The sequence below is a fragment of the Psychrobacter sp. UBA3483 genome, assembly GCF_002377905.1.
GTDB lineage: Bacteria > Pseudomonadota > Gammaproteobacteria > Pseudomonadales > Moraxellaceae > Psychrobacter.
On the sequence record NZ_DFQS01000019.1, the window covers coordinates 95,959 to 112,652 of the forward strand.

A 16,694-nucleotide genomic window follows, 5' to 3' on the forward strand; every position below is an offset into this window, starting at 1 on the left:
AACCACGGACGTACTCATTTTTTATCAACTGCTAGCAAATAAGGAGCAGTTTATGGCGTTATTAATTACCGATGAATGCATCAATTGTGATGTCTGCGAGCCTGCTTGCCCAAACGAAGCCATCTCAGAGGGCGATGATATCTATGTTATCGACCCAGATTTATGTACTGAATGCGTCGGTCATTTCGATGAGCCGCAATGCGTGGTCATCTGTCCTGTCGATTGCATCCCTCATGACCCAAACCACGTCGAAACCCAAAGCGACTTATTGGCAAAATACAAACGCATTACTGGCAAATAAAAAATGATGAGATCTGACCCCTCAACGAGCAATCTTTCAACCAACGATTTCGACCAACAGCACCTTTGGCATCCTTATGCCAGTTTGCCACCCACCTATCCTAATATCGTTATTGACCATGCCGAAGGGGTTTATATTATCACTAACGATGGTACGCGCTTGATTGACGGTATGTCGTCATGGTGGGCAAGTGTGCATGGTTATAATCACCCCAAGTTAAATGCGGCGATGATTGCACAATTGGGCAAAATGGCGCATGTGATGTTTGGCGGCTTGACCCATCAGCCCGCGATAGATTTGGGCAAAAAATTGCTTGCTATCGTACCTGCTGGACTCGACGCGATATTTTATGCTGACAGTGGCAGCATTGCCGTCGAAGTAGCACTAAAAATGGCGCTGCAGTATCAGATTGCTGCCAAGCGTCCGCAAAAGTGCCAGTTTGCTTCAACGCAGTCAGGCTATTATGGCGACACGTGGCACGCGATGAGTGTGTGCGACCCTGTCAACGGTATGCACAGCCTGTATGGCAACCAGTTACCGATGCAGCATTTTGTCCCTGCACCGCCGTTAGGATTTGGGCCTCAGCTAACTCAAACTATACGTGATGAATTAACCGTATTTTTTGCCAAACATAGCCATCAGCTTGCTGGCTTTATCATCGAACCTATTATTCAAGGCGCAGGTGGTATGCGCTTTTATAGTCCGGAATATCTACAACTATTACGCCAATTGTGTGATGAGCATGACGTGCTGCTAATTGCTGATGAAATCGCTACTGGTTTTGGTCGTAGTGGCAAGCTGTTTGCTTGCGAGCATGCGGATATTAGCCCTGATATTATGACCATTGGTAAAGCGTTGACGGGCGGTTATATGACCTTTGCCGCGACTTTATGTACGCGCCATATTGCCGAGACCATCAGCCAAAGCGAGTATGCTGCACTCATGCATGGTCCCACTTTTATGGGCAATCCGCTAGCTTGCGCGGTTGCTTGTGCGTCCATTGATTTAATACTGTCTTATGATATCGAAGCGCGTACAGCAAATATGCAAGCCGTTATGGAACAACGACTCACGCCTGCAGAGACGTTAGATGGAATAGCAGAGGTACGTTGTTTAGGCGCAGTGGCTGTGATTGAATTAGAGACAGCCGTTGATATGCCAGATTTTCAGTCTTTGCTGATTGACAATGGCATTTGGGTCAGACCGTTTGGCAAATTGGTCTATATTATGCCTCCTTACGTTATTACTGACGATGAGCTAGGGGATTTATGCCAAGCGCTGCTAACCGTCGTTACTTCGTATTTGCAGCAAGTTCCTGTCACTGATAGAGCTTCGCTATGAGTGTGCTATTTATCTCCGGTATTGATACTGATATTGGTAAAACCTATGCCACAGGCATGATAGCAAAAGCGCTGATGCAGCAAGGGGTTAACGTCATCACTCAAAAGCTGGTACAAACAGGCGTTACTGTCAATTCAGCTAGTGGCAAAATGAATATTGCCGATGATATTGTTATTCATCGTCAGTTGATGGGAGTTTCATTGCAGCCTTATGATTTGGACTTTACCACGTGTCCTTACCGTTATGAAAAACCCGCATCGCCGCACTTATCTGCCGCGCTTGCTAATGACGTTCTAGACCCCAAAGTCATTACTAAATCTACGCAGCAATTGCAACAAAGCTGCGACGCGGTGCTGTTAGAAGGCGCAGGCGGCTTGCTGGTGCCCATAACCGAGCGGTTATTAACCTTGGATTATATTGCTGAGCAAGGCTATCCAGTTATCTTGGTAACCTCAGGGCGGCTTGGTAGTATCAATCATACCTTGTTGAGTTTGGAAGCAATCAAAGCGCGCAGTTTAACGCTGCATAGTGTGATTTATAACCATATTCATGATAGTGCTGCTCAGACAGATGATGAGATTGCCAATAGTACGATTGATTATTTAAAAAACTATCTAGCGCGCCATTATCCAGACACCTACTGGCTGCAAATGCCGCAACAGACAAATAGCACTATCGGTAATGATGACTTTGTTTTAACGCTAGATTTTATTTAAACGCTTTTATTTAAATGGTTTTATGACAACAGATAAATAAGCGTAAAACACTTTCCACACCTCATACTAATTTTGCTATACTAGCGCGCTTGGTAGACTAGGCGATCGCCGCTGCACACTGGCAACAGATGCGCAGGGGAGGAAAGTCCGGGCTACATAGGGCAGCGTGCCAGCTAACGGCTGGGCAGGGTAACTTGACGACAAGTGCAGCAGAGAGCAGACCGCCTTTGGTGTCGCAAGACATTATCGGTAAGGGTGAAAGGGTGCGGTAAGAGCGCACCGCGTGAATGGCAACATCTCACGGCATGGTAAACTCCACGCGTAGCAAGACCAAATAGGCATCGGCATGGCGCGGCCCGCGTTCGATGCGGGTAGGTTGCTTGAGCGTATCAGCGATGATACGCCTAGAGGAATGATCGTCCACGACAGAACCCGGCTTATCGGTCTACCAACTTTTTTGTTTTATGGTTTTTTATCGTTAGTATTGGTAATATTTGCCACGAATTTGAATGAAATGCACATTTTTTGCAAAAAATACTAATTAGGGGTTGACGCAGGTCCTCTCTATCGGTATTATACCGAGCCTTAAATGGCGATGTAGCTCAGCTGGTTAGAGCGCACGACTCATAATCGTGAGGTCAAGAGTTCAAGTCTCTTCATCGCCACCATATTTAGCAAGACCAGCAGTAGTAAAATGCCAATCATCTTATGATTGGTTTTTTTTTGCCTGATTTTTGCTTGCTGACAAAATCAACTTACTTTATAGCGGAAAACTGCTAGAATACCTTCGTATGCCTGCGCGTCATAAAAGTTAGTCATTTGCGCTGTGGGCATTTCAATTGCGGCAATACGGTATGTACTTAATCTGTCTCTTTTGGCGTATTGGCCAGTATGAGCTATAAGTATGTATTCGACGGTTGCCATCTGACACTATGTATATCCGTTATTCAATCCTCCATTATTTAGTAGGCGCTTTGTGACTGCATTAGCCAATATTCGTAACTTTTCTATTATTGCCCACATTGATCACGGCAAGTCGACCCTTGCTGACCGTTTTATTCAGATGTGCGGCGCGCTGCAAGATCGTGAGATGCAGGCACAAGTCCTTGATTCTATGGACATTGAACGTGAGCGCGGCATCACTATTAAAGCCCAGTCTGTGACCTTGTTTTATGATCATCCTAACGGTGAGCGTTATCAGCTAAACTTCATTGATACGCCCGGTCACGTCGATTTCTCTTATGAGGTCTCACGCTCATTAGCGGCTTGCGAAGGCGCGCTATTGGTCGTTGATGCGGCACAAGGCGTTGAAGCACAGTCGGTCGCCAACTGTTATACCGCCGTTGACCAGGGTTTGGAGGTGATGGCAGTTTTAAATAAAATTGACTTGCCGCAAGTTGAGCCTGAGCGCGTGATTCAAGAGATTGAAGACATTATCGGTATTGATGCAGTTGATGCGCCGCGCGTCTCTGCAAAATCTGGTCTTGGTGTCGATAAACTGCTAGAGGCCTTGGTTGAATTTATTCCTGCGCCAACGGGCGACCGTGATGCACCGCTACAGGCATTGATTATCGACTCATGGTTTGACAACTATCTGGGCGTGGTGTCTTTAGTACGTGTGCGTGAAGGAACGATTAAAAAAGGCGATAAGCTGTATATTAAGTCGACCAAAGAGGCGCACTTAGTGGGCTCAATTGGTGTCTTTACCCCGAAACCTGTAGACACAGGTATTTTACAAGCGGGCGAAGTAGGCTTTGTTATCGCAGGAATCAAAGATATTGCTGGTGCGCCTGTTGGTGATACGATTACCCATGCCAGTACGCCTGATGTTGAGCGCATTCCTGGATTTAAGCAAATCACGCCGCAAGTTTATTCTGGTATGTTCCCAGTAGATTCTAGTGATTTTGAAAAATTCCGTGAAGCGCTGCAAAAACTACAGATTAATGATGCATCGCTATACTTTGAGCCTGATACCTCTGATGCGCTCGGCTTTGGTTTTCGCTGTGGCTTCTTGGGTATGCTGCATATGGAGATTATCCAAGAGCGCTTAGAGCGTGAATATGACTTGGATTTAATCACCACCGCGCCGTCCGTTATCTATGAGATTGAAAAGAAGAACGGCGAAGTCATTTACGTAGATAACCCGTCAAGATTGCCTGAACCAAATAATATCGAAGAGTTCCGTGAGCCAATTGCGCGCTGTCAGATTCTAGTGCCGCAAGATTATTTGGGTAACGTCATGACGCTATGTATTGAGCGCCGCGGCGTCCAAGTCGATATGCGTTTTATGGGTCGCCAAGTGCAGCTGATTTTTGATATTCCGATGGGCGAGGTGGTCATGGACTTCTTTGACCGCCTAAAATCAGTGTCGCGCGGATTTGCGTCGCTCGATTATAATTTTGAGCGCTATCAAGCTGATAAATTGGTCAAAGTTGATGTCCTCATCAATGGCGATAAAGTCGATGCCTTAGCGATGATTGTGCACCAAGATCAAGCACGTTTCCGTGGTAATCAGCTGGTTACTAAGATGAAAGAGCTGATTCCACGTCAGATGTTTGATGTGGCGATTCAAGCGGCGATTGGCAGTCAAATTATTGGTCGTAGTACGGTCAAAGCCATGCGTAAAGACGTCCTAGCGAAGTGTTATGGCGGTGACGTCTCGCGTAAGAAAAAACTACTGTCTAAGCAAAAAGCGGGTAAAAAACGTATGAAGCAAGTAGGTAACGTCGAGATTCCACAAGAAGCCTTCTTGGCCGTCTTGCAGGTCGATAATTAAACGTTCATTATCTTTTAAAAGATAAAAAGACAGCAATATTTGGCATAGACAGCTTTACTGCAACCGTGGTTTGATTCTCAGCTTGTTAATAGGCAAATTCGTATGGATTTTGATTTTAATTTAATTTTAGTGCCATTAACTATTGGCCTAGGTATTATTTGGCTATTAGAGAAGCTGACGCTCAAACAGCGTAAAACCCGCGGTCGCGGTAAAGAGAGCCTACTGGTACGTTGGGCGTATGATTTTTTCCCAGTGTTAGCGGTGGTCTTGATAGTGCGCTCATTCTTAATTGAGCCGTTTAATATCCCTTCATCGTCGATGGTGCCAACCTTGTACACGGGTGATTTTATCGCGGTCAATAAATACGCGTATGGCGTACGTCTACCGCTGACTTATAATAAAGTACTTGATACAGGCACTCCCGAGCACGGCGATGTAGCGGTTTTCCGTTACCCGGAAAATCCAAGTATTTACTATATTAAGCGCGTGATTGGCTTGCCGGGTGATACCGTCAGTTATAATCAAGGCACGCTGGCGATTAATGACACGCCAGTTCCTACTAAGGCGATCAATTTTGATGCCGACGCTGAGTTGACCTCACAGCTATATCCAGCCGGACAAGTGGCACCCGGACAAGTCTTGACCGAAGACAATGCGATGCGAATGGGGCAACAAGAAGAAAGTCAGGCAAAGTACTTTGAAGAGACCCAAGGTGACAACAAACACTTGGTTCGCTACTTAGCAGATATGAATAGCTCGCAATACGCGCCATTTTTGCAGCAAGAATCGCCAGAAGTGGTCAGCTCTGAAGGCACAGAGTGGCGTATCAGAGTGCCAGAAGGTCATTACTTTGTAATGGGTGATAATCGCGATCGTAGTGCTGATGGGCGTTTTTGGGGTTTCGTTCCTGATGATAATTTAGCGGGTAAAGCGGTTTATATTTGGATGCATAAACCGCCCGGTCTTAATTTACCAACCTTTAAACGTAATGGTAGTATTGATTGATATCATCGCTTTTTAAAGGTTGCTGCGCTAAAGAATGATGTACCGATAATAGATTGTGCTAATATTATGGCCGGCTAAAGAAAACCATGATATTAAAGGTTATTGATAAGATAGTTTTTTAAATATGGCAGTTTACCTATAGCAACTTACCCTTTGAGAGGTCTTATGGTGCAGCAGTTATCTGGGTTGTCTTCGCAGCGCGGCGCTAGTGTAACGAGTGTCGTTTTTATCATTATCGTTTTGGGCGTGGCGGCTAAATTGTTTGTGGCTATTGCACCAGCACAAATTGGCGATTATCAGTTGACAAAAACCTTAAGTGCGCAGCTTAAAGAGTCCAATGCCAATAAAGAAACGGCCAAGCAGTTTGTAGAGCGCGTGAATAAGCAGCTGTCTATTAACGCCGATTATGATACCAAAGCAGAAGAAGTGTTTACTTTCACCGATAAAAAACCAGGTCAATTGGCTATTCATAAGAAGTACGAAACCACCAATAATTTTTTTGGTAATATCGATATCGTTAATCGTTTTGAAGGCGACATTGATGCTACTACTGCCGAATAGCCTAGATATCAGAACTTAAATATCAAAACCTATATATTAAAAATTAGAGCACTAAAATTAGCCAGCTAAAAAATCCTAACATTGATTTTTTTAGACCATCTTTAAGATAATGACTTCTCATCATATTTATTAATGAAAAAAAGGGATACACACAGACCACGCATGAAACCAACTTCGCAGTCTCCTCAGGCGGTTCCCAATCCCCATAAAAATAGCGTGTCTGATGACACGCTTATTATTAGCGCAGAATTTATTCAACGGTTAGCGATATTGTCGCGCAAGTTGGGCTATGTGTTTAATGATTTAAGCTTGCCTAAACTGGCGCTTACTCATCGCTCCTTTGATAGTAAGAAAAACTATGAGCGCTTGGAGTTTTTGGGCGACGCATTATTAGGAATGATAGTCGGTGAGGCTTTGTATCATCGCTATCCTACGCAAAATGAAGGCCGCCTGACGCGCATGCGGGCAACTTTGGTACGGCAGGAATCGCTTGTGATTATTGCCCAAAACCTAGAGCTGTCTAATCATTTAATATTGGGCGTGGGTGAGCGTAAAGGCGGCGGGCGCAATCGTGCTTCCATTTTGGCAGATGCGGTAGAGTCGTTGATAGGTGCTATTTATTTAGACAGTCAAGATATGGATATTACCCGTGCGTGCGTGCTATCGTGGTATGGTGATCTCATAGACAACGTCAGTGACCAAAAAGCGCTAAAAGACGCCAAGAGCCGATTACAAGAATGGCTGCAATCTAAGCAGTTTGATTTGCCGCATTATGAGCTGATGGAAACCCGTGGCAATGCACCGCACCAAATCTTTGTGGTGCGCTGTCAGGTTAATATCAATAATTGTCCTGATATTACCGAGTCTGGCGAAAGTCGCCGTATTGCTGAGCAAAAAGCGGCAGAATTAATGATTAATCAGCTACATAAACTGCCAGGACAGCCAAAAAGACGTACCTAGTTTTTTAAAGCTCATTTTTTAAAACCCATTTGCTCTAATACTAAATTCGATGATTTCAATAAATAATTTCAAGGAATTGTTTTTTGAAATTTTCAATCTTTTTAACATGATCAGTTGTATGTCGCTTTTCTTTAAACAATTAATAAGTGGCATAACTGATGACAACCTCCATAGGATTAATCCATGAGCAATCACCATGACTTGCCATTAAATAATGAAGATAATGCCAAAAATATGACCGAAAACCCAGATATGAGTTCAAGCCAAAGTGCGACTGCAGCAAATGGCGTTGTACAAGATGACGTGCAGAAAAAAAACGCCAGATTAAACGATACCAATCTAAAAGTTGATAACACCGAAGATACGACGTTAGATAATGATACGACGATAGAAGAGTTTTTTTCAACAAATAACAATGCCCATATCGCTGAAGATTTTAAAGCCGGTTATGTGGCCATTGTTGGTCGCCCGAATGTGGGTAAATCAACCTTGATGAACCATTTATTGGGTCAAAAGCTGTCTATCACGTCGCGTAAACCGCAAACCACCCGTCACCGTATTCACGGCATTTTGTCTAATGATGAGATGCAAGCGGTGTTTGTTGATACTCCAGGTATTCATCGCAATGAGGTACGCGCTATCAATGAGCGTATGAATAAAGCTGCCGTCTCTGCATTGGTTGATGTTGATTTGGTCTTATTTGTCGTTGATTCAGACCAGTGGCGTGATGACGATTTATTGACCCTACAAAAACTTGGCGATACCAATCTGACCGTAGTATTGGTAATTAATAAAGCCGATACGCTAAAAGATAAAGGTAGCGTGTTACCACTGATCGAAACGTTTAATGAAAGTTTTGATTTCGCTGATATCGTTCCTGTTTCTGCTTTAAAAAATCAAAACCTAGACCGCTTGCAAGAAGTGATTGCCTCGCATTTGCCAATCGCCGATCCTATCTATGATAGCGAGCAGATTACCGATCGCTCAGAGCGCTTTTTAGCCAGTGAAATTATTCGCGAAAAAATCATGCGTAGTGCCGGCGATGAAGTACCTTACGATTTGACGGTACAGATTGATGGTTTTAAAGACGAAGCGGCGCATATTGACCCAAAAACTGGCCGTCCGCGTAAAGCGGTCACTTTTATCGATGCGACCATTTATGTTGAGCGTAGCGGACAAAAAGCGATCGTCATTGGTGATAAAGGTCAGCGTATCAAACAGGTCGGCATGGATGCACGTAAAGACATGGAACAACTGTTTGATAAGAAAATTATGTTAACACTGTGGGTGAAAGTGAAACGCGGCTGGTCTGATGACGAGCGTGCTTTGACCAGTTTAGGATATTAAGCACGATTAAAAAAGCATGGTGGGTAGATGTTGACCGCCATGTATCTATATCACCACGGCTGAGGTAATAATCCATGCGTAATGAAGCGTTAATCGGTTATTTATTACATCAGCGCCCCTACCAAGAAAAGCGCGCCTTATACTATCTGTTTTCTCAGCAACATGGTGTCATCCATGGCGTTGGCAAAAAAGGCGCGCCGCTTTTTATGCCACTGCAACTTTTTGCCAGTGGTAAACGCGATTTAAAAACATTCACGCAGATTAATATTGCGCCATTAAGCTCGATTCAAGAATCTATAGCAAAAAATCCTTTAGCGCTAAAAGACAGTAACGTAAATCTAGCCCAGACACTGCATCATGAAAGTATCAGCGGACAACATCAATACACTGGCCTTTACTTGAATGAGATATTGTGGCGGCTATTACCCACTGAAGATCCTATGCCAATATTATGGCAACACTACCAACATAGCCTACAGCAGCTTAAGCAGCCCTTAACTGCCGATGAGCTGCGTCTATGTTTGCGCCAGTTCGAGACGCATTTGTTTAACGAATTGGGCTTTGCCTTAACATTAAAACATGACAGCTTAGATCAGCCTATTGAACCTGACACTTGGTACCGTTTCCTACCTGATGTGGGCTTGATGCCAATTGTGCATAATGACGATGAGAGCGCTGTTGCGCAGACCGTTTTCAAAGGTAATGAGATTTTGATGATGGAAGAGCAGGGGGTGGCTGCATCAACCCTTAATGCTTGGTCGCGTTTGCATCGACAATTGATTGACCATTTGCTTGATTATCAACCGTTGCAAAGTCGCTTACTTTGGCAGCAGCAGCAGCGCTATCAATCTTAGTCTAATCGTAAAACATACCAATATTTTATAAACTATTTTTTAGTAAATTACTCAAATATGTATAAAAGGATCTTTTATGACTAATACTACAGTACAGACACCCCCCTTAGCACAAACCTCAGAGAACGACTTAAAAAAGCCTCTATTGGGGGTAAATATTGACCATGTAGCGACTTTACGTCAGGCACGTGGTGTCAGTTATCCTAGCCCATTGGCGGCTGCTCTGCTATGTGAGCAAGCTGGAGCTGATGGTATCACTATTCATTTGCGTGAAGACCGCCGTCACATTCAAGATGCGGACGTTTATGAAATTGCTGAGCAGCTAACCACTAAAATGAACTTGGAGATGGCAGCAACGCCTGAGATGCTAGAGATTGCTCGTCAGGTTAAGCCATTTTGGGTATGTTTAGTACCTGAAAAACGTGCGGAATTGACTACCGAAGGTGGTCTTGATGTTGCAGGTCAAATAACTTGGTTGACGGATTACATCAGCAACTTGCAAGCAGTCGGTATCAAAGTTTCTTTGTTTATTGATCCAGAAGATAAGCAGATTGCGGCAGCGGTAAGCTGTGGGGCAGATGCAATTGAGCTACATACTGGCGCTTATGCGGAAGCCGGTTTAGCAGGTAATATCGCTAAAATGAACGATGAGCTTGCTCGCATTAAGCAAGCTGTGCAAACTGCGCAACATGCTAATTCTAAGCTTCTGGTTAATGCGGGTCATGGTTTGACACGTGATAATGTCCACGCTATTGCGCAAATTGATGGCATATATGAGTTAAATATCGGACATGCCCTCATTGCTGACGCTGTCTTTGTGGGATTAGAACAAGCAATTATTATGATGAAATCCGCTATGCATCAAAGTGTTTGATGATTTTCATGTTGTTTTTTTAATTTCCACAATCAGTAGGGTGGCTTGCGTTAGGTTTATAAGTAATGCCACCGCCTTGGTTGAATGAAATTTGATACATGGTGTGATTGTACGTTGAGGTTGGACAGTACTTAATATGGCCGAAATGGCCGCGTGGACTACCGCTATCACCCCAAAATTTTGTGTAATGGCGTTTATTTCCTACTCTTAGGTACAAGGTGCTGTATTTAGGTTCTAGTGCTTGTTCTTCTAATAAACCATCAACACCTACGTCAAAGTTGTTATTATTATTTGTATCTAAAAATAGCAATAGCTTTTTATAGCTGTCTCTGTCACATGTGCCGCCGTTATTAGACAGGCAAACCAGTAAGTCTTGCCTTCTAATAAGGCTTTCAGCTTTCGCTAATTTTAAGGTGTTTTTAATTTGTCCCTCAATACGTTTTGCTTCCATACTAGCCAATTGCTCCAATATATAAGGCGTCGCAATCATTACGATAATAGCTAAAACGGCGACAGTAACAATCAGTTCTATTAAGGTAAAACCAAATTTACTTTGGGCCTGAAAGTGAGGTTGCTTTCTTGACAATACTTTATATAATTCAATCATGAGAGACTGCTACCTATATAAGCGGTATGGCTATATGAAAGATGCGAAAGTAAAAAATGTGAAAAATCGACTAACCTGAAGCTTAAGACCAAATTTTTAAAAATGTATAAAGCTAGTTTAATTTTGAGACATATTGCATATAAGTCGAATAATGTTCATTATGGTAAATATAAACTAAATATATGTCTACTGTCAAAGAATGTTTCAATTCGTGAATAAGGAGTTTTAGCAATAGAGAAAATTAACGTTTTGTATTAAAATATCTTGAAACAATAGATAGGATTCGTTTCATCATCTATTGCGACCTCACACACAAAAGATAAAAAGTGTAAAGTGTGTTAGTTGTCAGTAAGTTAAGCTGGCTAATGTGTTTTAGTTATGACATTATCGTGTAATAATGTGTAGCTGGTTAACGAAAAAAGTTGTAAACTGAATTGATAATCGCTAAGCTACTTCTTAATTGGTTTTGCTTTGTAATTTCAAATTCGTAAATGATGTCTGCTTTTGGGCATCTTGAGATGCGGTTTTGCTTAACGCATTACTAAAATTATCCTTTGGAGGAAGTTCATGAAATTAAATAAAATTGCTTTGGCTTTATTTGCCATCACAGCGGCTCCACTAGCAGCAAACGCTGGTGTTACTATTACTCCGTTACTACTTGGTTATCATTGGACTGAAGATGGTGAGGACCAACGTGATCTACTAGCAAACTATAATGATGGTGCAGAAAACTATTATGTAGAAAACGGCTTATATACTGGTGCAGCACTTGGTATCGAGTTGACTCCTTCTACTCAGTTTCAAGTAGAGTATGGTGTTTCTAATACTGATGCAATAAGCAACAGAGGTTCAGCTTATAATGCTGATGCTGAACATGAAATGATTTCTGGTAACTTCTTGATCGGTTTTGAAGAGTTCAGTGGTTATACAGACAATGCATTTAAACCTTATGCTTTGATCGGTGCTGGTCAGTCTAAACTTGAAATCGAAGATGCTAACGGTAATATGGTTTCAGGTACAAAAGATACTATCGGTAACCTAGGTCTAGGTGCTATGTATCGTATTAACGACGCGCTAAGCCTACGTGGTGAAGGTCGTGCGATTCATAACTTTGACCAAAACTGGTGGGAAGGTATGGCTCTAGCGGGTCTAGAAGTTGTACTAGGTGGTCACTTAGCTCCTACTGTTGCTGTACCGCCGATGCAAGAGCCATTAGTTAACACTGCTCCAGTAGTGGTCGTTGAGTCTGATCTTGACTCTGACGGTGATGGTGTACCTGATAGCATCGATGCATGCCCAGGCACTCCAATGAACGTTGTAGTTGATGAGCGTGGTTGCCCAGTACCAGTAGATATTACTGATGAGCTAAAAATGGAGCTACGTGTATTCTTTGATAACGACAAATCAACTATCAAAAACCAATACAAACCTGAAATTGCTAAAGTAGCAGAGAAGATGCGTGAGTATCCTAACTCTACCGCTCGCGTTGAAGGTCACGCTTCTAAAACAGGTCCTTCAGCACGTTATAACCAACGTCTATCTGAAGCCCGTGCAGTTGCAGTTAAATCTATGTTGACTAACGAATTTGGTATCGAGCCAAACCGTCTATCAACAGTTGGCTATGGTTATGACCAACCAATCGCTGATAACAACACTGAAGAAGGTCGCGCTATGAACCGTCGTGTATATGCCATTATCACTGGTGACAAAACCATGACTGTTGAACAAACTAAAGATATGGTTGTTCAATAAATAGTCGCTACTAATTATGTGTTAACTTAATTAGTTACAAAAAAAGTCATCCTTTGGGTGGCTTTTTTTTATTTATGTAGTAAGAAAAGTAAGTTATTGCATAAATTGATGGTGCAATAATGTTATACTAGCGACCCAAACACTTTGTAAATTGACAAAGTGTACATTAGCATAGCTATCTGTACGATGGATTTATGAGCATAGGTATTTGATTTTACTAATATTAGCCAATCTGCCTATTGCACAATCATTTAATCATAAAGTAATCATGTCTATCTGATTGATGGCAACAGTTTATCCAGCGGTGCTTACTGCTACTGCATTTTTTAAGACGAAACGAGCATTTTATATGGCGAACGATATCAAACACCTGCGTAACATTGCAATTATTGCCCACGTTGACCACGGTAAAACCACTTTGGTTGATAAGTTATTACATCAATCTGGTACTTTTGGCGACCGTGCAAACATTGCGGAACGCGCAATGGATTCAGGTGATATTGAGCAAGAACGTGGCATTACTATTTTGGCGAAAAATACGGCCATCCGTTGGACAGATGACACTGATGGTACTGAATACCGTATTAATATTGTCGACACCCCAGGTCACGCCGACTTTGGTGGCGAAGTTGAACGCGTTATGTCAATGGTTGACTGCGTATTGTTGGTTGTTGACGGTGTTGATGGCCCAATGCCACAAACCCGTTTCGTGACTCAAAAAGCGTTCGAGCAAGGCCTAAAGCCGATTGTGGTTATCAATAAAATCGACCGTCCTGGTTCACGTCCTGATTGGGTAATGGATCAAATCTTCGATCTATTTGACAATCTAGGTGCTACTGATGAGCAGTTGGATTTTCCAGTGGTTTATGCATCAGCGTTAAACGGTATTGCTGGCTTAGAAGCCGACAACTTAGCAGATGACATGACGCCATTGTTCAAAACTATTGTTGATGTGGTACAGCCACCGCAAGTCGATGCAGATGCCCCTTTCCGCATGCAAATCTCTAGTCTTGACTATAACAGCTTCGTGGGTGTTATCGGTATTGGCCGTATTCAGCGCGGTAAAGTTAAAACCAATACGCCTGTGACTGTCATTGATAAAAATGGTAAAACGCGTAACGGTCGTATCCTAAAAATCATGGGTTATCACGGTCTTGAGCGTATTGAAGTAGAAGACGCGCAAGCGGGCGATATCGTTTGTATTACTGGTATTGATGCTCTAAATATTTCAGACACCATTTGTGACCCTAACCACGTTGAAGCGTTACCAGCATTGACTGTTGATGAACCGACAGTATCAATGAACTTCCAAGTAAACAACTCACCATTTGCCGGTCGTGAAGGTAAATTTGTGACGTCACGTAATATTCGTGAGCGTCTCGAGCGTGAATTGATTCACAACGTGGCACTACGTGTAGAAGATACCGAGTCTCCAGATAAATTTAAAGTATCAGGTCGTGGTGAGCTGCATTTATCAGTATTGATTGAAAACATGCGCCGCGAAGGCTTTGAGCTAGGTGTATCAGGTCCAGAAGTTATTGTTAAAGAAGTTGATGGCAAGCTACAAGAGCCGTATGAAAACGTTGTCTTTGATATTGAAGACGCGCATCAAGGTCCAATTATGGAGCAAGTCGGCTTGCGTAAAGGCGAGATGACCAATATGGAGCTTGATGGTAAAGGTCGTATGCGTATTGAAGCAACAATGCCTGCGCGTGGTTTGATTGGTTTCCGTTCAGAGTTCTTAACCCTGACGTCGGGTACTGGTATCATGACTTCAAGCTTCTCACATTACGGTCCACAAAAGATTGGTGATGTTGGTGGTCGTTCAAATGGCGTATTGGTGTCTATGGCAAATGGTGTTTGCTTAGGTTTCGCGCTATTTAACCTACAAAAACGTGGTAAATTGTTCGCTGAGCCACAGCTTGAAGTTTATGAAGGTATGATCGTTGGTCTGAACTCTCGTAATGATGACATGGTTGTGAACCCAACAACGGCTAAACAGTTAACCAACGTCCGTGCCAGTGGTACTGATGAAGCGTTGACGCTAACGCCAGCGGTTAAATTTACCCTTGAGCAAGCGCTTGAGTTCATTCAAGATGACGAATTAGTAGAAGTAACGCCAAAAGCCATACGTCTTCGTAAGCGTTATTTGACTGAAAATGAGCGTAAGCGTCACGGCCGTAAGAAAGGTGCTTAATCATTCATTTTGTTAAGAATTGACAGAATGATTTAATAAGAATAAAGAAGTTCTTTATTTCTATTGCGGCAAAGTTATAATCAGCAGTATAGAGTGAATCGAATATGGTTCACTTTATATTGCTTTTTTTGTACCTATCTTTTATATATAATAGTGAGACTAATCAGTTATAACGCATTGTTTAGAATTGCTTTCATTATCTCTAATTAAGCATATACATTTAATTATTTACCTGACCATAGGTAAAACCTTTTAGGAGTGACATTATGAGTATGGTATCTGAGTTTAAGGAATTTGCTTTAAAAGGCAACGTGATGGACCTAGCGGTCGGTGTCATCATTGGTGGAGCGTTTGCTACTATTACGACTTCTTTAGTTGAAGATATTATTATGCCAATCGTTGCTTTTATTGCGGGCGGCGAAATCAACTTTAAAAATATGTTTTTTATACTAGGAGATGCACCCGAAGGCGTTGCGATGACTTATGATGCACTCAAAGCAGCAGGTGTACCGGTATTGGCTTATGGTAGCTTTATCACCGTACTGATTAACTTCCTAATTTTGGCGTTTATCATCTTTATGATGGTAAAAATGGTGAATAGATTACGCCGTGCAGATGAGGTAGAAGAAGCCATAGCGGAGCCGTCAGAAGAGGTGCAATTACTGCGTGAGATTAGCGCTAAGCTGAGTAATACTCACCTTACAAAATAGAATTATATAATTCGCTCACCAGAATCAAAAAAGGCTAACGATAAGTTAGCCTTTTTTATTGTCAATTGATAAGCTTGGAGCTTATCAATTATGGCGTCACTACCACATAGTCATTGGTATTAATGAGAATTTCTGAAGGACCATCGACCACAATACGAACGACATTATTGTCAACGACTTGTGACTTATAATAGTTATCTTCGGCAACCGTACAGCCTAAGCAGCGTCCCATGGCATCCCAGGGTTCAACGAATAATTTCTGCTGTGCTTGGTCGGCATTACCGCCAATAAGAGAGAAGGGTAGGCTTACAATATAAGCGGCTGTGCCTGCGACAGCGTTCACCAACTGTAATGGTTTACCTACAATAGTATCCACTACCATAGTCTCATAAGAGGGACCAAAATCCGTTTCATCAATTTCTATCGCGGCTAAAGCAGGCTGCATGCTAGCAAAAATTAAGCTTACAATTGCCATCATGGTCACTAACTTATATTTGACGGTGCGTTTCATTTTAGCGGGAGCGCTCATAATGATATCCTAAAACTCATAAGAAGTATGATTCATAGCTGCTGCTATTTCTATATAGAGACAAGCCTGCTATAGAAATAATGCGACAACGATAGATATTTTAATATTACAGATAAATAAACGCTTTGCACTATTTATGTAAATATTGGCCCTATTAAAGCAAG

General features: G+C 42.4%; 15 protein-coding genes, 1 tRNA gene and 1 other RNA gene. 15 read left to right on the top strand and 2 right to left on the bottom strand.

The window, feature by feature from the left end:
* Nucleotides 1-52 precede the first annotated feature (52 nt).
* The 12 genes from B2866_RS03685 to B2866_RS03740 all read left to right on the top strand — a co-directional run bounded on the left by B2866_RS03685 (nucleotide 53) and on the right by B2866_RS03740 (nucleotide 10,735).
* Nucleotides 53-301: a YfhL family 4Fe-4S dicluster ferredoxin gene (locus tag B2866_RS03685; RefSeq protein WP_068405886.1), complete on the top strand. Its 249-nt coding sequence runs from the start codon at nucleotides 53-55 to the stop codon at nucleotides 299-301.
* Nucleotides 302-304: 3 nt separating this feature from the next.
* Complete coding sequence (gene bioA / locus B2866_RS03690; protein ID WP_296190821.1) at nucleotides 305-1,642, top strand: adenosylmethionine--8-amino-7-oxononanoate transaminase; 1,338 nt, start codon at nucleotides 305-307, stop codon at nucleotides 1,640-1,642.
* Nucleotides 1,639-2,358 carry a dethiobiotin synthase gene (gene bioD, locus B2866_RS03695; protein ID WP_296190824.1) on the top strand — a complete coding sequence of 240 codons (720 nt, stop codon included), beginning with the start codon at nucleotides 1,639-1,641 and terminating at the stop codon, nucleotides 2,356-2,358. The genes bioA and bioD overlap by 4 nt, the downstream gene beginning before the upstream one ends.
* A gap of 89 nt (nucleotides 2,359-2,447) precedes the next feature.
* An RNA gene (rnpB, locus tag B2866_RS03700) (RNase P RNA component class A) lies at nucleotides 2,448-2,814 on the top strand.
* A 135-nt stretch (nucleotides 2,815-2,949) separates the two neighbouring features.
* A tRNA-Met gene (locus B2866_RS03705) sits at nucleotides 2,950-3,026 on the top strand.
* 308 nt (nucleotides 3,027-3,334) lie between these two features.
* Entirely contained in the window at nucleotides 3,335-5,134 is a 1,800-nt protein-coding gene (lepA, locus tag B2866_RS03710) for a translation elongation factor 4 (protein WP_068405877.1), read from the top strand.
* A gap of 102 nt (nucleotides 5,135-5,236) precedes the next feature.
* Nucleotides 5,237-6,139 (top strand): signal peptidase I, encoded by a 903-nt coding sequence (lepB, locus tag B2866_RS03715; protein ID WP_296190826.1) that lies wholly within the window; start codon nucleotides 5,237-5,239, stop codon nucleotides 6,137-6,139.
* A gap of 165 nt (nucleotides 6,140-6,304) precedes the next feature.
* Nucleotides 6,305-6,700, top strand: a complete 396-nt coding sequence (locus B2866_RS03720) for a DUF4845 domain-containing protein (protein ID WP_201542094.1) — start codon at nucleotides 6,305-6,307, stop codon at nucleotides 6,698-6,700.
* A gap of 162 nt (nucleotides 6,701-6,862) precedes the next feature.
* Nucleotides 6,863-7,660 (top strand): ribonuclease III, encoded by a 798-nt coding sequence (gene rnc, locus B2866_RS03725; RefSeq protein ID WP_068405869.1) that lies wholly within the window; start codon nucleotides 6,863-6,865, stop codon nucleotides 7,658-7,660.
* A gap of 183 nt (nucleotides 7,661-7,843) precedes the next feature.
* A complete protein-coding gene (gene era / locus B2866_RS03730) occupies nucleotides 7,844-9,007 on the top strand; it encodes a GTPase Era (protein ID WP_296190828.1) in 1,164 nt (387 codons plus the stop codon).
* A gap of 74 nt (nucleotides 9,008-9,081) precedes the next feature.
* On the top strand, nucleotides 9,082-9,861 hold the full coding sequence (gene recO, locus B2866_RS03735) for a DNA repair protein RecO (protein WP_296190829.1): 780 nt from the start codon (nucleotides 9,082-9,084) through the stop codon (nucleotides 9,859-9,861).
* Between the two features lie 76 nt (nucleotides 9,862-9,937).
* Nucleotides 9,938-10,735, top strand: a complete 798-nt coding sequence (locus B2866_RS03740) for a pyridoxine 5'-phosphate synthase (RefSeq protein ID WP_296190831.1) — start codon at nucleotides 9,938-9,940, stop codon at nucleotides 10,733-10,735.
* 19 nt (nucleotides 10,736-10,754) lie between these two features.
* Here B2866_RS03740 and B2866_RS03745 read toward each other — a convergent pair whose 3' ends face one another.
* Nucleotides 10,755-11,342 carry a GspH/FimT family pseudopilin gene (locus B2866_RS03745; RefSeq protein WP_296190833.1) on the bottom strand — a complete coding sequence of 196 codons (588 nt, stop codon included), beginning with the start codon at nucleotides 11,340-11,342 and terminating at the stop codon, nucleotides 10,755-10,757.
* A gap of 567 nt (nucleotides 11,343-11,909) precedes the next feature.
* Here B2866_RS03745 and B2866_RS03750 point away from each other — a divergent pair.
* From B2866_RS03750 to mscL, 3 genes are all read left to right on the top strand, one after another.
* Nucleotides 11,910-13,094, top strand: coding sequence for an OmpA family protein (locus B2866_RS03750; protein ID WP_296190834.1), 1,185 nt, complete (start codon nucleotides 11,910-11,912; stop codon nucleotides 13,092-13,094).
* Nucleotides 13,095-13,443: 349 nt separating this feature from the next.
* Nucleotides 13,444-15,291, top strand: a complete 1,848-nt coding sequence (gene typA / locus B2866_RS03755) for a translational GTPase TypA (protein WP_296190835.1) — start codon at nucleotides 13,444-13,446, stop codon at nucleotides 15,289-15,291.
* 266 nt (nucleotides 15,292-15,557) lie between these two features.
* Nucleotides 15,558-16,001, top strand: coding sequence for a large conductance mechanosensitive channel protein MscL (gene mscL / locus B2866_RS03760; RefSeq protein ID WP_296190836.1), 444 nt, complete (start codon nucleotides 15,558-15,560; stop codon nucleotides 15,999-16,001).
* 88 nt (nucleotides 16,002-16,089) lie between these two features.
* Here mscL and B2866_RS03765 read toward each other — a convergent pair whose 3' ends face one another.
* The gene (locus B2866_RS03765; RefSeq protein ID WP_296190837.1) at nucleotides 16,090-16,530 is read right to left on the bottom strand and encodes a hypothetical protein; all 441 of its coding nucleotides are present in this window, start codon (nucleotides 16,528-16,530) and stop codon (nucleotides 16,090-16,092) included.
* Between the last annotated feature and the right edge of the window lie 164 nt (nucleotides 16,531-16,694).

Bases quoted from the DNA above. Each gene is read 5' to 3' on its own strand.
- B2866_RS03685 (WP_068405886.1), top strand. From the start codon at position 53: ATGGCGTTATTAATTACCGATGAATGCATCAATTGTGATGTCTGCGAG.
- bioA (WP_296190821.1), top strand. From the start codon at position 305: ATGATGAGATCTGACCCCTCAACGAGCAATCTTTCAACCAACGATTTC.
- bioD (WP_296190824.1), top strand. From the start codon at position 1,639: ATGAGTGTGCTATTTATCTCCGGTATTGATACTGATATTGGTAAAACC.
- lepB (WP_296190826.1), top strand. From the start codon at position 5,237: ATGGATTTTGATTTTAATTTAATTTTAGTGCCATTAACTATTGGCCTA.
- B2866_RS03720 (WP_201542094.1), top strand. From the start codon at position 6,305: ATGGTGCAGCAGTTATCTGGGTTGTCTTCGCAGCGCGGCGCTAGTGTA.
- rnc (WP_068405869.1), top strand. From the start codon at position 6,863: ATGAAACCAACTTCGCAGTCTCCTCAGGCGGTTCCCAATCCCCATAAA.
- era (WP_296190828.1), top strand. From the start codon at position 7,844: ATGAGCAATCACCATGACTTGCCATTAAATAATGAAGATAATGCCAAA.
- recO (WP_296190829.1), top strand. From the start codon at position 9,082: ATGCGTAATGAAGCGTTAATCGGTTATTTATTACATCAGCGCCCCTAC.
- B2866_RS03740 (WP_296190831.1), top strand. From the start codon at position 9,938: ATGACTAATACTACAGTACAGACACCCCCCTTAGCACAAACCTCAGAG.
- B2866_RS03745 (WP_296190833.1), bottom strand. From the start codon at position 11,342: ATGATTGAATTATATAAAGTATTGTCAAGAAAGCAACCTCACTTTCAG.
- B2866_RS03750 (WP_296190834.1), top strand. From the start codon at position 11,910: ATGAAATTAAATAAAATTGCTTTGGCTTTATTTGCCATCACAGCGGCT.
- typA (WP_296190835.1), top strand. From the start codon at position 13,444: ATGGCGAACGATATCAAACACCTGCGTAACATTGCAATTATTGCCCAC.
- mscL (WP_296190836.1), top strand. From the start codon at position 15,558: ATGAGTATGGTATCTGAGTTTAAGGAATTTGCTTTAAAAGGCAACGTG.
- B2866_RS03765 (WP_296190837.1), bottom strand. From the start codon at position 16,530: ATGAGCGCTCCCGCTAAAATGAAACGCACCGTCAAATATAAGTTAGTG.